This window comes from Gilliamella sp. ESL0443 (assembly GCF_019469165.1).
Lineage (GTDB): Bacteria > Pseudomonadota > Gammaproteobacteria > Enterobacterales > Orbaceae > Gilliamella > Gilliamella apicola_E.
The window spans coordinates 1,092,367-1,108,213 of the sequence record NZ_CP048263.1 but is presented as its reverse complement, the minus strand read 5'-3'; the positions used below and the strand labels follow the sequence as shown (position 1 = coordinate 1,108,213).

Sequence of the window (15,847 nt, the reverse complement as noted above, 5' to 3'; positions counted from 1 at the left end):
TTGCCAGCAGACAAAATAAAAAAATTATTATATTTAAGGAAATTAAGGAAAACTAATGAAAAAAGTACAATTTGTTGTATTAACAACATTATTATCGACGACGGCTTACGCTAATAATTGCGCGACCTATTATGAACAAAACAATTTTGATCAAGCGTTTATTGCTTGTAACACTGAGGCTGATCAAGGAGATAGGGAAGCTCAGTATAATTTAGCACTTATATATGACGAACGTATAGGTGCCGACAATAAAGAAAAAGCACTCTATTGGTACGCAGAAGCAGGGGAACAAGGCCATGTTAAGGCGCAATATGATTTAGCACAGACGTATAACAATGGGTATGGTGTCGGTATTGATAAAGATAAAGCACTCTATTGGTTCACAAAAGCAGCGGAACAAGGATTTCTTGAGGCGCAATATCAGTTAGCACTTATGTATGTTGACGATAACGGTATTGAAGTCAATAAAGAAAAATCGCTATATTGGCTCACTCAAGCAGCAGAACATGGGTTTGATAAGGCGGAAAATGATTTAGCGCTTCTTTATTATAGAGGTGACGGTGTCGAAAAAAATAAAGAAAAAGCCCTCTATTGGTTTACTAAAGCAATGGAACATGGGCTTAGTGAGGCGCAATATCATTTAGCACGTATGTATGAAATAGGAGATGGTGTCGAAGTCGATAAAGAAAAAGCCCTCTATTTGTACACTCAAGCAGCGGAACTGGGGTATGAATTTGCGCAATTTGAGTTAGCATATATGTATGACCAAGGTAAGGGTGTCGAAATCAATAAAGAAAAAGCAGCATATTGGTACTCTAAAGTTGAAGAAGTGGAAGAAGGACTTGCTGATGGAGAATATGAGTTAGCTCTTATGTATGACCAAGGTATAGATGGCGAAATCAATAAAGAAAAAGCGCTATATTGGTATACCAAATTAGCGGAAGGAAAGTATATTTCTGCGCAATTAGAGTTAGCATATAGGTATGACCAAGGTGAGGGTATCGAAGTCAATAAAGAAAAAGCACGATATTGGTACTCTCGAGCTAAAGCTCAAGGAGAAAGACAAGAATATGGGGTTGTTGAAGCGCAATCTGATTTGGCACATATGTATGCCGAAGGCAATAGGGTCAAACCTAATAAAAGTAAAGCATTATATTGGTACACAAAAGCAGCTGAAGAAGGGGATATTTCTGCGCAATTAGAGTTAGCATATATGTATGACCAAGGAGATGGTGTCGAAGTCAATCAGGAAAAAGCGTCATATTGGTTTTCTCAAGCTCAAGGAGAGGAAGAAGGGTTTGTTGGGGCGCAATATTCTTTGGCAAGTATATATGCTGAAGGTGATGGGGTCAAAGTTGATAAAAGGAAAGCATTATATTGGTACACAAAAGTCGCTGAACTATGGGATGGTGATGCGCAAGAAGAGCATACTGCTGCGCAATATGAGTTAGCACGTATGTATGACCAAGGTGACGGTATCGAATCCGATAAAGAAAAAGCACTATTTTGGTATAAAAAATCTGTAGATAATGGTAACACTGAAGCAATGCATGATTTGGGCGTTATGTATTATAAAGGTGATGGTATTGAAAAAAATAGCGAGTTAGCTAAAAAGTATTTTGAACAAGCTTGTGAGCTAAAATTTAAAGAAAGTTGCGATATCCTTCACAAAGGAATCAAATAAACATTATTCATAAGTCAGGCAAATTAGAAACATGTTAAAAGAACTGCCTCACATATTAAGGCAGTTCTTTTTTTATATAGACTCAAAATGTTATTTCTTCTGTTAACACAATCACTTTTTTGATATAAATTAGCTTAACAGTGACTTTTTAAAACGGCTAAAGATATTTGGTTGGCGTGTTAACCATTTTATCAACTCCATATCCCATAAGTCATTTAAAAGTACATTGTTAACGAGTAATAGATAGTAAGCGTATTTTTGCCAGCAGACAAAATAAAAAAATTATTATATTTAAGGAAATTAAGGAAAACTAATGAAGAAAGTACAATTTGTTGTATTAACAGCATTATTATCGACGACGGCTTACGCTAATAATTGCGCCACCTATTTCGAACAAAAAGACTTTGCTCAAGCGTTAATTGCTTGTAACACTGAGGCTGAGCAGGGAGATAAAGATGCTCAGTTTAATTTAGCATTTATGTATTACAACGGCGACGGCGTCGAAAAAAATACAGAAAAAGCACTAAATTGGCTTACTCAGGCAGCGGAACAAGGGGTTTCTGTTGCGCAATATGGTTTATCACGCATGTATGAAGAAGGTGAGGGAGTCGAGGAAAACAGAGAAAAAGCACTATATTGGCTCACTCAAGCAGCGGAAGCCGGATCTGTTCAAGCACAATATGATTTATCCGAAAGGTTTGAACGTGAAAAATGGCTCACTAAAGCAGCAGAGCAAGGATTTGTTGTTGCGCAATATGATTTAGGGCAACATGGTAATAAAGAAAAATCGCTATATTGGTATACTAAAGCTGAGCAACAGGGGCTTATTTCTGCACAAATTGGATTAGCAAACATTTATAACTATGGGCTCGGTGTCGAAGTCAATCAAGAAAAAGCGGTGTATTGGTATACAAAAGCTGCGGAACGAGGGGATGGTTGGGCGCAATTCGAGTTAGCAAAGAGATATGATAAAGGAGACAGTGTTGAGGTCAATAAAGAGAAAGCAGTATATTGGTACACGAAAGCAGTAAAAAAAGGATATGTTGAGGCGCAGTATTATTTAGCAGTTTTGAATAATGAAAGTGACGATGTTATAGCAGAACTACGTAAGAGGTTACCTAGAAAAAGCGATGTACCAGAATATGGAATTGCTCAAGCGCAATATGATTTAGCAGAAATGTATGACAAAGGAGACGGTCTCGAAGTTAATAAAGATAAAACGGTATATTGGCTCAGTAACGCAATGAAAAAAGAGCTTAGTCAAACACAATATCGTTTAGCACATATGTATGACAAAGGATACGAGATCGAAGTCGATAAAGAAAAAGCACTATTTTGGTATAAAAAATCTGTAGATAATGGTAACACTGAAGCAATGCATGATTTGGGCGTTATGTATTATAAAGGTGATGGTATTGAAAAAAATAGCGAGTTAGCTAAAAAGTATTTTGAACAAGCTTGTGAGTTAAAATTTAAAGAAAGTTGCGATATCCTTCACAAAGGAATCAAATAAACATTATTCATAAGTCATGCAAATTAGAAACATGTTAAAAGAACTGCCTCATATATTAAGGCAGTTCTTTTTTTATATAGACTCAAAATGTTATTTCTTCTGTTAACACAATCACTTTTTTGATATAAATTAGCTTAACAGTGACATTTTAATACGGCTCAAGATATTGGGTTGGCGTGTTAGTCATTTTATCAACTGCATATACCGATAAGCGATTTAAAAGTACATTGTTAACAAGTAATAGATAGTAAGCGTATTTTTGTTCTTTTCTTGCCAGCAGGCAAAATAAAAAAATTATTATTATTTTTAGGAATTTAAGGAAAACTAATGAAAAAAGTACTATTTGTTGTATTAACAGCATTATTATCGACGACGGCTTACGCTAATCATTGCGCTACCTATTTCGAACAAAAAGGTTTTGATAAAGCTTTTATTGCTTGTAACACTGAGGCTGAGCAGGGAGATAAAGATGCTCAGTTTAATTTAGCATTTATGTATTACAACGGCTACGGTGTCGAAGAAAATACTGAAAAAGCACTATATTGGCTTACTCAGGCAGCGGAACAAGGGGTTTCTATTGCGCAATATGGTTTATCACGCATGTATGAAGAAGGTGAGGAAGTCGAGGAAAACAAAGAAAAAGCACTCTATTGGCTCACTCAAGCAGCGGAAGCCGGATCTGTTCAAGCGCAATATGATTTATCCAATAGGTTTGAACGTGAAAAATGGCTCACTAAAGCAGCAGAGCAAGGATTTATTGTTGCTCAATATGAATTAGGGCGGTCGTTCAATTTCGATAAAAATAGAAAAAAAGTGCTCTATTGGTACACTAAAGCTACTAAACAAGGGTTTGTTTATGCGCAGCACAGTGGTTTAGCCTGGATGTTTGATCATGAAGGAAATAAAGAAAAAGCGCTATATTGGTATATGTTGTATTAACAGCATTATTATCGACGACGGATTACGCTAATAATTGCGCTAACTATTTTGAACAAAAAGCTTTTGATAAAGTTTTTATTGCTTGTAACACTGAGGCTGAGCAGGGAGATAAAGATGCTCAGTTTAATTTAGCATTTATGTATTACAACGGCGACGGCGTCGAAGAAAATACTGAAAAAGCGCTATATTGGCTTACTCAGGCAGCGGAACAAGGGGTTTCTATTGCGCAATATGGTTTATCACGCATGTATGAAGAAGGTGAGGGAGTCGAAGTCGATAAAGAGAAAGCACTATTTTGGTATAAAAAATCTGTAGATAATGGTAACACTGAAGCAATGCATGATTTAGGCGTTATGTATTATAAAGGTGATGGTATTGAAAAAAATAGCGAGTTAGCTAAAAAGTATTTTGAACAAGCTTGTGAGCTAAAATTTAAAGAAAGTTGCTATATCCTTAATAAAGGAATGAAATAAACATTATTTCTATATAAGGAGATATATGGTGTTGATATCTCGCCAGTGCTGATTTTTAAACTGACGGAATGAGTAAAGCAGCTCGTGTTAGAATGGTAATGCATAATCCTTTTAAAGTTTCAACGCTTCTGCTTATCTAATCGGTTCCGATATTACGACAGTAATACCGGAACCAATATAAGCCAAGATCCCATAAAACTAAAAGGAAGATAACCAAAGTTCATGCTTATACGCATGATTATAATACTCTCGTTAATCCCTTCGGGGACGGTCTTTTAATATCTAGAAAAGCTATGGATATATTAATTAGGATGGGTATTGGTGAGTTGAAAAAGATAATAAAGAAAGTTCTGGTTGGAGCATCTAAAAGCGTTGGTTTCAAAGAAACTATCTTCATAGCACCAGAAGATTTAAATTTAAAAATAGAGGGATAGGCATAATGGAAAAATTTTTCTTTTAATTCAAGTTTTGTTTTTCTCGTTCGTTAGTCTCAAAGGAACAAGTTTTGTTGTAGATGATATGCAAATGTCTAATTTTAAAAATGTATGTTGATAATTATGATGTGGTAAATACAACAAAAGGATATAATTTGCTCAAAAGACAATGTGCAAGTTCTATGTATAGTGCATCTTAAGCAGCAGGTATAATGATATGAAAATCTTTAAGGTAATTTCAGTTATAACTTTTTTAATAATATCTTTGTTATTTACGTGCTCATTTACTAGCCCTAAGTTTTATATAAAATCCTATAAATATGATAAAATTGAAGATGAGGATTCTTTAACATTAAAAATTTTTGCTAAAGTTGATGAAAAAGAGTATGGTTATATTCATATCTCAAAACAATATGTAACTTTCAGATATTATTATAATTTATCTAATTTTAATAAAGGCGCTACATCGGTAGAAAATATTATTTTTGATTATAAGGATAATCATTTTCTCGTCATAAATAAAAGTAATAATAAATTAATCTTAAACATTGAATGCGATAAAGATATATATATCAAAGCAAATAACTATTTAATAGAAAAGAAGAAACAAATTAAAGATGAGAGTTCTAGATCCAGTAAAGATATTTTTTTAGGACGTTAACCATAAATAAATACTGAAAACTAGAAATAAACCAGTCAACTTTTCAGGCTTATTTTTCAAGAAGAGTAACTCAAAGTAGAGGTTAAATAGCGCCGCCTACAAATTCATAATACCTTTCTAAGAAAAATTTTTATTAGAATATAATAATGGACAACAGTTCATTTATTGCTAACTAAATGTTATGCATTACTTAAATGATTAAAAAATAGCTTTTGTAATTTTTTACGGTTTATTTTTCCAATACTTGTCATAGGTAGTTCTTCTATAAAAATGATTTTTTTGGGCATCTGATAACGGGCTATTTTTGATTTAAGCCAGTCCTGTATTTTAGTTTCGGATTGTTCGGTATTAGGATTTAAAACAATAAAGACGACCAATCTTTGCCCGAATTCTTCATCCGGCACACTTATCACTGTTACATCATTAATTTCCGGATGAGTTGATAAGCAGTGTTCAAGTTCATATGGATAAACATTTTCACCACCTGAAACAATCATATCATCAACGCGACCTGCTAAAAAGTAATAACCGTCAGCATCTTGATAGACTAAATCTCCTGTTGAAACCCAATGGTTGCCTACAGTTGACCAAGCACATTTAATAAACAGCTCATGGTGTTTTTGTGATTCATTGTTTTGCTTCTGTAATTTTGTTGATAATCCTCTCAGCGGTTTACCAATGGTTTCTGGCTTGATAGAGAGAGCATCAGGCGAGGCAATCATGCAAACGCCTGCTTCTGATGTACCATACAAATTGAATAATATCTTTCCAAGTGTAGCAATGACTTGATCAACTAATATTGCTGTAATTGGCGCGCCTCCGGTAATAATACATTTTAAACTAGTGAGTTGATGTTTAGAGCATTTCAGCATCCTATTTAACATTAAAGGAACAAGTGTGACCACCTCTATTTGGTTACTAGCAATTAACCTGCATGCTTTTTGACTATCAAATTTTTTTGTTAAAAACATTGTCGCACCTAATAACACAGCTATACATAAACTTGCCATACCAAACCCATGATAAATAGGCGTTGCAATATAGATTTTTTGATAACGGAAAAGATTTAGTTTCACCAGTAGTTGACAAAATGGACTAATAAAATTTTGTGCCTTACTGTTGCGTTCTGCTAATTTAAAACGTCCTGTTGTACCACTCGTTAAAACTGTAATTTTTGAGAAGTGGGTCGTTTTAATTTTTACATCAATTGTTGACGTTGAAGCTAATAGAGAGTGAATTGACATAAGGCTTTCATGATAAATGGGTAAGCTTTTTACATTTGATAAACACTCTATTTCTGGATCATGAATTATCCAGTCAAAACCGACATTTTCGTGAATGGACTTAAGTTGATTTGTCGACAGTTCAGTATTGATAAGATAAACATCAACGCCTAATCTTGTCATTGCAAATAAAGTGTGAACTAAGAGTAGGTGGTTGTGCGCTATAATAGCGACTTTTTGATGACGCTTTATTTTAAAATTAATCGCTAATTGTTTGGCAAGGTGCTGAGATTGATTAAAAAGAGTGCGATAATCAGTGCCAGTGCCATTCTCATCGATAGCAATTTGGTTAGGAGAAAGCTTTTGACGAACATAAAGCAACGCCATTAAATTGATACCAACAATATGAACGCTATTTAATAAGTGCCAAATGCCTAGTAAAGTTAATAATTTCTTTTTATATAGCGCTTTAATAAGTTTTATCATAGCGTTTTCTTCAAAAAATAACGGTTCAATTTAACCCAAATATTATTAAAAAATAATGAGGCAAGTTGAACTATAATGGTCCACCATGGTTTATATTGATGTTTTTTTGTTTGTAATAAACGACAGATTATGGCTGCAGCTTTATCAGCTTGTAAGGCAGGAAATCTCTTATAAATCTTAGTAGGTTCAATCATTCGTGTTTTAACAAGAGATAAATAAGCTGTTGAAACATTGATTTTCTGATTTTCCAATTCTGGCCTTGCACAGCTTAACCATTGGTCAAAGGCCGTTTTTGAGGCTTGATAAGCAGCCCAATTAGCCGTTGGGGCTAAAAGTACGTTTATGGCAGAAACATTAATAATTTGCCCTTGATTACGCTGTAATTGGGGAATTAACGCCAAGCAGAGTTTGACCGGTGCATAATAATTTAACTTCATCGTTCTATCAAAATCATGCATACGTGATAATGATTGCAGTATTGACCGACAAATTGATTTGCCAGCATTATTGATTAAGATATCAACAGAGTGTCGCTGTAAATTAGTAATTAAATTATCCAATTGTTCCGATTCGCGCAAATCAACCGAAAATATATCAATCTTAGCTTTTTTGTGAGCTAATGACTGCTGTATATTTATTAATTTATCATGTGTTCTAGCGACTAAAATAAGATGACATTGAATATTGGCTAAAAGATTAACCAGACTTTCACCAATTCCATAGCTAGCGCCGGTAATGACAATCACTTTATTTTCTAATTGGCATTTTAATTTTGAATAATTAGGCTTAACGATTGGAAAGAGTACACAATTAAGAAGATTTGAGGAGTTGAACATTTTTGTACTGCCGGTAAACAATTGCGCATAGTATAAGGTAAACATTCAATCAGTCAACAAGTTAATGTTTTTTAAAATAAGTTGATTTTAAAGTTTATATCTAAATAAAAAACAGACCTTCCTTAAGAAACTTGAAATTATTGTATTAATTTCTAACTGTCAGTATTTCAAGCAAGTTATTTATTAGATTGCTTTTCCCCTATTAAAAATTTTGCTGCATCAGAGTTGAATGTAAAGCTTAATAAACTTGAAGATTATTCTTTTAAACGTTCAAGTATTATTATCTGCTGAAAACAAATGATTGCTTAAACCCTTGATGATGCTTTAAATTGTAATAATATTACTCCATATTTCACTGATTTATAAATCTTTGATTATGCAATTCGAATGCAAGCTTTACTTTTCAATGCAGCACAAATTTTAAAAGCCAGCATGTTATCTTAATATTTGATAATTGGTTAAGTACATGTGAGATTTTTAGAATGTTATTCTCAACATCTAGAATTTTTACTTCTTTTATAACGCAATAATTGGTTGCTGCTCAGCAGTTAATTTTTATCAACTAGTTTTATTCGGTGTGATAATTTGCTATTGAAAGTAATGATTACTTTAATCATCAATAAATTTTAAATATTTCATATTTGTGAGCAAGATCAAATTATTTAATCAAAAAATTAAGTGTAAATAAAAAATGAACGTTATATATTTGTTTTGTATATCTTTATTTTACTAAAATTTTATACTAAATAATTATCAAGAGGACATATTTATGGCTTTAATTCCGGTTATTCCCGTCGAACTAACTGATAATCTTGCTCAAGATAAATCATTAGTGGTCAAATTAATGGCAGAAAACAGTAACGAGTATTTAAACAATGTCACACAATTTTTCCAAGATGTTATGAATCATGAAAAAGAAATGGATACAGATGTACTAACAGATATTGCTTTGCCTCATGCTAAAAGTAGCGCAGTAAAAACACCATTTATTGTTGTCGGTAAGTATAATCCAGGAGTAATTTGGAATAATGAAAATAAAGTTAAGTTAGTGGTAATGATTGGCGCTCCAGAAAATGCGGATAAAGAGCATTTGACAATAATTGCTAAATTGGCATCTAATTTGGCTGATGATGATTTTATTGAAGAACTTTTAAATAGTGATATTCAAACTGTAGCAAAATTAATCCGAGGTTTATATGAGTAAAGAATCGCTAAAAAATAAAAAAATTGTGGCCATATGTGCCTGTACAGCGGGTATGGCTCATACTTATATTGCTAAACAAAAAATTGAAAATGAAGCTAAAAAACGAGGATGGGATTGTAAGGTCGAAACACAAGGCGCAGCAGGGATTGATAATGTTTTAACAGAACAAGATTTAAAAAGTGCTGATGTGATTTTGTTAGCAACAGATATTTCTATTGATAATGCTGAAAGGTTAGAACCTTTTAAAAATGTGATTAAGGTCAGCACCGGTGAAGCGGTTAAAAACACGGTTAATATTTTTAACAATGCTGAAGCACTATCATCAAAAAAAGAAGTTAAGGAGAGTATTGGAAAAGAAATATTTAGGTCATTAAATACCGGTATCAGTAAATTTTTACCAGTTATTATTGCTTCAGGTATTCTTTTTTCAATAGTGTTAATGACAGGTCATGTAACTGGTGACACTATTTTACCAAGTAATCAATTCTTTGCCGATTTACAGCAAGTTGCGTTTTATGGCTTTGCAATGATGGTACCTGTTCTTGCGGCATATATGGCTTATTCGATTGGTGGAAATGCCGCTTTAGCTCCAGCATTTATTATGGGGTATGTAGTAAATAATCCAATTGGTGCTAATCATGTAAGTACAGGCTTTATTGGTGCTATGATTTTCGGTGTTTTAATTGGTTATTTTGTAAAATGGTTTAAAACAGTTAAAGTCCATCCAGTTATTGCCTCGGTTATGCCGGTTATGATTATTCCAACTGTGACCTTATTAGTTATGGCTCCTATTTATATTTATGGCTTGTCATATCCGCTAGATTGGTTTGTAAAAGCGATGGTCGAAACTTTAAAAGGCATGTCTGAAGTTAACGCGGCATTTTTAGGTATAGGAATTGGTGTTCTTGCAGCGCTAGATATGGGCGGACCATGTAGTAAAGCAGCTACAGCCTTTACATTAGCAGCTATGGCAGAAGGTGTTTACGGTCCTAATGGTGTATTTCGTATGTGCTGTGCAATTCCTCCTTTAGGATTGGCTATTTCTTCTTTAATTGTGTCTCGCTCTAAATATACTAAGGAAGAAAAAGAGTTTGGTATTACTGCGTTCTTTTTATCCCTAGCTGGTATTACAGAAGGGGCGATTCCATTTGCGGCTAAAGATCCAAAACGCGTTATTATTGCGATCGTTGTTGGTACAGCAGTTGCGGGAATGCTAGGCATGATTAATGGTATTGATTCATTAGTTGCATTTGGTGGTTTAGTTGCGTTAGGTGGTGTAACCAAAGGTGCATTATGGTATGTCATTGATATGTTTATCGGAGCATTTATTATTGCTGCGATTTTACATTTTTCTCGAAAACCAGCAGTGGAAGGCGATGTTATTGTTGATGCTGATTAATCATTGAAAAATTACCCCGACTAATAGGCGGGGTAATAAATTTTTTAACGATTATTAGGCGTGTTGATAAACTGTTTTCCCTCCAACAATCGTCGTTAATACTTTGACATTTTGAATATCCGTTGCTGGAATGGTAAATGGATTACGATCTAAAATAATTAAATCTGCAAATTTTCCTTTTTCGATAGAGCCTATATAATCATCTTGTTTTAACACATAAGCGGCGCCAATTGTTGCACAGCGTAGGACTTCGGTCGCTGTTAAATTGCGGTCACTATTTAAACGAGGGTGCTGTGCATCAATTTGTCTGGTCATGGCGATTTGGAAATCATACCATTCATTAAGTGGATCAATTGGCCAATCGCTACCAAACGCACAAGTGACTCCAGCATCTATATACTGACCGTGGGCTTCTAAACCATTATAGCGTTCGGCACCAAATAAGGTTTCGTATTGTTCTACCATTGCTGAGCTACAGCCAGCCCATTGGAATGAAAATACTACACTGGTTTTCAATTGTTTATAACGAGCAAATTGATGCATTGCACTGAGTTCATTATGTGCAGTACTTGGACGAATATCCGCATCTGGTAGTGTTTTTCGCATTTTTTCAATCGCGTTAAGAACAACTTCAATTGCTCCTTCGCCAACAGTATGCATGTGAGGATGAAATCCAGCTTTAGATGATTCGAGTATTAATGCATCTAACATCTCTGTTGAATAATATAGATCACCGAGGCGATCTTTTTCATTTTCTAATTGATAAGGTTTTAGTAAGCGAGCTGTCATTAATGGTGCTTGCATCACTCCATCGACAAATAATTTGGTATGCGATACTTTTATACCTGGCTTAGGTTGCCAGTTTTTATCATCATAACGCTTAGCAAATTGTTTAACGCGATCAATAACAGCAGGAATATCCTCAATAGTACCGACATCATCAGGTGGTAATTCACGTGCACCAAATAAACGTATTGAGAGCTGATCTTGTTGTTGTAATTTTAGAAATGCATCGGCTTGTGTTTCAGTGATGCGTGCATCCATAACTGACGTTACACCTTGCTTATTTAATTCAGTTTGTGATAATTTAGCTATGTTTACTGCTTGTTCATCGGTAATTTTAGAGATGCTGTCAAACGCGCGCATAGCAGGGGCATCTTCTAATATACCGTTTAATTCGCCATCTTCAGTGCGTCCAATTTTTCCATCAGAAGGCTCTGGCGTATTACGGTCAAGTCCAAATTTTTCTAAAGCAATGCTATTTGCAACAAGCGTATGACAATCATTTGAAAACAGAATTACGGGGCGCGTGGTATTAAGTTTATCAAGATCAAAGCGGGTAATGTCGGTTCCGATTGGTAACACTTCTTGGCGCAACCAGCCACGAACTTGTAACCAATTTTTACTATTGTCTGCGGAATCATTATCTAAATATTCTTGAATAATGGCTAAGGTAGTATCAACAGTTAAACTTTGATAATTTAAATTACATGATGATAATTGCATACCGCCCCAAAAGGTATGTAGATGAGCATCAATTATGCCAGGCATCATTGTTTTACCTAGTAGATCATGAATTATTGTACAATTATCAACATATTGGGAGTTATTTATCTCTTGTGTGGTACCAGTTGCAATAATATAGCCATTTTTAATTGCAAGCGCTTCACAAACGGTATCATGCTCGTCTGCAGTGTAAATGTAACCATTAATATAAATAACATCGGCTTTTGCCATTATTTGTAATTCCTTAAGTAGAAGTTCAAAATGATAGGCGAACGATAGCAGATTTATAAAAAATTTGTCAAATGCAATAATTTTCTTTATTGTGTGTCAAGATTATGCTACAACTAACATATTTAGTTACAGCGTCACAAGGTGAGCTTATGAAATATCAACAATTAGAAAACCTTGAATGCGGTTGGAAGTGGCACTATTTAGTAAAAAGACATTTAGAAGGGGAGCCTATCACTCGTTATGTTGAAAAGAGTGCAGCTCAACAAGCCGTAAATGAACTATTGTTATTAGAACATAAACCGACAGCCGTCGTTGATTGGATTAAGCAGCATTTAAATCCCGATTTAGATAACCGCATGAAGCAAACCATTCGGGCGCGACGAAAACGACATTTTAATGCCGAGCAGCAAAATACACGTAAAAAGTCTATTGATTTAGAATTTCTAGTCTGGCAAAGATTAGCTAATTTAGCTAAACGCCGGGGATGTACGTTGTCACAAACAATTACACAATTAATTGAAGATGCAGAGCAAAAAGAGCAGTATGCAAGTAAAGTGTCGACAATTAAAGATGATTTACTGTCATTACTTGATGTTAATTTAGACAGTAAATAACTTAAACTACAGGATAAATAGGTTTAATTATGGGAAAATCCCTTGTTATTGTGGAATCACCAGCAAAAGCAAAAACAATTAATAAATATCTTGGCAAAGATTTCGTGGTTAAATCAAGCGTAGGGCATATTCGAGATCTTCCAGTTAGTGGTAGTAGCCACCGCAATGAAAAAACCAGTAAAGATAAAGCCGAGAAGAAAGTAAAACGATCTGAAAAGCAGATCTTAGTCGATCGTATGAGTGTCGATCCTTATAATGGTTGGAAGGCTCATTATGAAATTTTACCCGGTAAAGAGCGGGTAGTTGATGAGCTTAAAAAGTTAGCCAAAGATGCTGATATGATTTATCTCGCAACCGACTTGGATAGAGAAGGGGAAGCCATCGCGTGGCATCTAAAAGATGTTATTGGTGGTGATGATGATAAATATCGACGTGTTGTATTTAATGAAATCACTAAAACTGCGATTCAAAATGCGTTTAAGCATCCTGCTATGCTTGATATGGATCGTGTTAATGCTCAGCAGGCACGCCGATTTATGGACCGCGTAGTTGGTTTTATGGTGTCGCCATTACTTTGGAAAAAAGTAGCAAGAGGTTTGTCAGCTGGTCGAGTCCAATCCGTTGCGGTACGATTAGTTGTTGAACGTGAACGTGAAATCCATGCCTTTATTCCTGAAGAGTATTGGGAGCTCTATGCTGACTTAAAAACAGCTAATCAAGAAAAACTAACGATGCAAGTTACGCATTATAAAGATGATGCGTTTGAACCGAAAGATCGAGTTGCTATTGATATTGCTTTAGCAGAGCTAAATAATAAACAATATCAAGTAACTAATATTGAAGAAAAGCCAACTAAAAGTAATCCAACTGCGCCATTTATTACGTCGACTTTACAACAAGCTGCAAGTACTCGCCTTGGCTTCGGGGTGAAAAAGACAATGATGTTAGCACAGCGTTTATACGAGGCAGGTTATATTACTTATATGCGTACCGACTCTACAAATTTGAGTCAAGATGCATTAACGATGGTCCGAGATTATATCGGTGAAAATTATGGTGATAAATATCTACCAAAATCACCGAATGTTTATACCAGTAAGAAAAACTCACAAGAAGCACACGAAGCTATTCGTCCTTCAGATGTTAATATACAAGCTACAAGTTTGAGTGATGTTGAAGTTGATGCTGTTAAGTTGTATCAATTAATTTGGCGTCAATTTGTTGCTTGTCAAATGACATCAGCTGAATATAACTCAATTACTGTTACTGTTAAAGCTGGGGATTTTACTTTAAAAGCAAAAGGTCGTACTTTACGTTTTGATGGTTGGACAAAAGTACAATCTCAGTTGAGTAAAAACAATGAAGATAAAATGTTACCTGCTGTATCTGTCAAAGATATTTTAGAGTTACTTAGCTTAAATCCAGATCAACACTTTACTAAACCACCCGCTCGTTACAATGAAGCTTCTTTAGTAAAAGAGTTGGAAAAACGAGAAATTGGTCGTCCTTCTACTTATGCAACGATCATTTCAACTATTCAAGATCGTGGATATGTACGATTAGATAATCGTCGTTTTTACGCAGAAAAAATTGGTGAAATTGTTACCGATAGATTAAGTGAAAATTTTAATGATCTTATGAGTTATGATTTTACCGCTCGTATGGAACATGCACTTGATGAGATCGCTAATAAAAAACAAGAATGGCGCGAAGTTTTAGATCAATTTTTTGAAGATTTTAGCCAGCATCTTGAAATCGCTGAACAAGATCCAGATCATGGTGGAATGCAATTAAATCCTTTAGTTTTAACACCAGAAATTAAATGTCCTAATTGTGGTCGTGAAATGGGGATTAAAACTGCAGGAACCGGCGTGTTTTTAGCTTGTTCTGGTTATGCATTACCGCCAAAAGAGCGTTGTAAGCAGACAATTAACTTAATTCCAGAACATGAAACCTTAAACATTTTGGAAGAAGCTGAAACAGCTGAAACCAACGCTTTAAGAGCACTTAAACGTTGCCCTAAATGTCATACCGCTATGGATAGCTATCTGCTTGATAATGAGCGTAAGCTGCATATTTGTGGTAATAATCCTATTTGTGATGGTTCTTTGGTTGAAAAGGGTACATTTAAAGTAAAAAGTTATGATGGGCCCATTATCGAATGTGAAAAATGTGGATCAGAAATGCACCTTAAATCAGGTCGTTTTGGACTCTATATGGGCTGTACTAATCAAGATTGTAAAAATACACGTAAAATCTTGAAAAATGGTGATGTGGCTCCTCCTAAAGAAGATCCAGTTGATTTGCCTGAATTACAATGTACTAAATCAGATGCACATTTTGTCCTTAGAGATGGTGCATCAGGTATATTTTTAGCAGCGCATAATTTCCCAAAATCACGGGAAACTCGTGCACCATTAGTTGAAGAGTTACAACGCTTTAAATATCGTTTACCAGAAAAATTTATTTATTTAACTGAAGCACCAAGCCATGATCCAAATGGTAATCCAAGTATTGTTCGTTATAGCCGAAAGAATAAAGAACAGTATGTTACTTCTGAAGTTAACGGCAAATCTACTGGTTGGGTCATGCAATATGTTCATGGTAAATGGGTTAATAGTAAAAAATAGGTAATAACACTTAA

13 protein-coding genes are annotated in these 15,847 nt (G+C 34.7%); 10 read left to right on the top strand and 3 right to left on the bottom strand.

The features are described from left to right. Positions 1–55 precede the first annotated feature (55 nt). The 6 genes from GYM76_RS05090 to GYM76_RS05065 all read left to right on the top strand — a co-directional run bounded on the left by GYM76_RS05090 (position 56) and on the right by GYM76_RS05065 (position 5,704). Positions 56–1,684, top strand: a complete 1,629-nt coding sequence (locus GYM76_RS05090) for an SEL1-like repeat protein (protein ID WP_220226123.1) — start codon at positions 56–58, stop codon at positions 1,682–1,684. A 313-nt stretch (positions 1,685–1,997) separates the two neighbouring features. Then, the gene (locus tag GYM76_RS05085; protein ID WP_220226122.1) at positions 1,998–3,197 is read left to right on the top strand and encodes a tetratricopeptide repeat protein; all 1,200 of its coding nucleotides are present in this window, start codon (positions 1,998–2,000) and stop codon (positions 3,195–3,197) included. A gap of 327 nt (positions 3,198–3,524) precedes the next feature. Then, positions 3,525–4,136 (top strand): tetratricopeptide repeat protein, encoded by a 612-nt coding sequence (locus tag GYM76_RS05080; RefSeq protein ID WP_220226121.1) that lies wholly within the window; start codon positions 3,525–3,527, stop codon positions 4,134–4,136. Then, on the top strand, positions 4,118–4,609 hold the full coding sequence (locus tag GYM76_RS05075) for a tetratricopeptide repeat protein (protein WP_220226120.1): 492 nt from the start codon (positions 4,118–4,120) through the stop codon (positions 4,607–4,609). The genes GYM76_RS05080 and GYM76_RS05075 overlap by 19 nt, the downstream gene beginning before the upstream one ends. 293 nt (positions 4,610–4,902) lie before the next feature. Next, a complete protein-coding gene (locus GYM76_RS05070; RefSeq protein ID WP_220226119.1) occupies positions 4,903–5,043 on the top strand; it encodes a hypothetical protein in 141 nt (46 codons plus the stop codon). Positions 5,044–5,260: 217 nt separating this feature from the next. Next, complete coding sequence (locus GYM76_RS05065; RefSeq protein ID WP_220226118.1) at positions 5,261–5,704, top strand: hypothetical protein; 444 nt, start codon at positions 5,261–5,263, stop codon at positions 5,702–5,704. A gap of 179 nt (positions 5,705–5,883) precedes the next feature. On the opposite strand, the gene GYM76_RS05060 is transcribed toward GYM76_RS05065, so the two are convergent. Together GYM76_RS05060 and GYM76_RS05055 are read right to left on the bottom strand one after the other, a co-directional pair. Continuing rightward, entirely contained in the window at positions 5,884–7,413 is a 1,530-nt protein-coding gene (locus tag GYM76_RS05060; protein ID WP_220226117.1) for an AMP-binding protein, read from the bottom strand. Further along, entirely contained in the window at positions 7,410–8,294 is an 885-nt protein-coding gene (locus GYM76_RS05055; RefSeq protein ID WP_220226116.1) for an SDR family NAD(P)-dependent oxidoreductase, read from the bottom strand. Before GYM76_RS05055 ends, GYM76_RS05060 begins: the two co-directional genes overlap by 4 nt. A gap of 724 nt (positions 8,295–9,018) precedes the next feature. On the opposite strand from GYM76_RS05055, the gene GYM76_RS05050 reads away from it, so the two are divergent. Together GYM76_RS05050 and GYM76_RS05045 are read left to right on the top strand one after the other, a co-directional pair. Then, positions 9,019–9,453, top strand: a complete 435-nt coding sequence (locus tag GYM76_RS05050) for a PTS sugar transporter subunit IIA (RefSeq protein ID WP_220226115.1) — start codon at positions 9,019–9,021, stop codon at positions 9,451–9,453. After that, positions 9,446–10,852, top strand: a complete 1,407-nt coding sequence (locus tag GYM76_RS05045; protein WP_065563481.1) for a PTS fructose transporter subunit IIC — start codon at positions 9,446–9,448, stop codon at positions 10,850–10,852. Before GYM76_RS05050 ends, GYM76_RS05045 begins: the two co-directional genes overlap by 8 nt. Before the next feature lie 54 nt (positions 10,853–10,906). On the opposite strand, the gene GYM76_RS05040 is transcribed toward GYM76_RS05045, so the two are convergent. After that, positions 10,907–12,589, bottom strand: coding sequence for an amidohydrolase (locus GYM76_RS05040; protein WP_220226114.1), 1,683 nt, complete (start codon positions 12,587–12,589; stop codon positions 10,907–10,909). Positions 12,590–12,738: 149 nt separating this feature from the next. Here GYM76_RS05040 and matP point away from each other — a divergent pair, with 149 nt between their 5' ends. Both matP and topA read left to right on the top strand, forming a co-directional pair. After that, the gene (matP, locus tag GYM76_RS05035) at positions 12,739–13,203 is read left to right on the top strand and encodes a macrodomain Ter protein MatP (RefSeq protein ID WP_065563479.1); all 465 of its coding nucleotides are present in this window, start codon (positions 12,739–12,741) and stop codon (positions 13,201–13,203) included. A 29-nt stretch (positions 13,204–13,232) separates the two neighbouring features. Further along, positions 13,233–15,833, top strand: coding sequence for a type I DNA topoisomerase (gene topA, locus GYM76_RS05030; protein WP_065563478.1), 2,601 nt, complete (start codon positions 13,233–13,235; stop codon positions 15,831–15,833). Positions 15,834–15,847 lie beyond the last annotated feature (14 nt).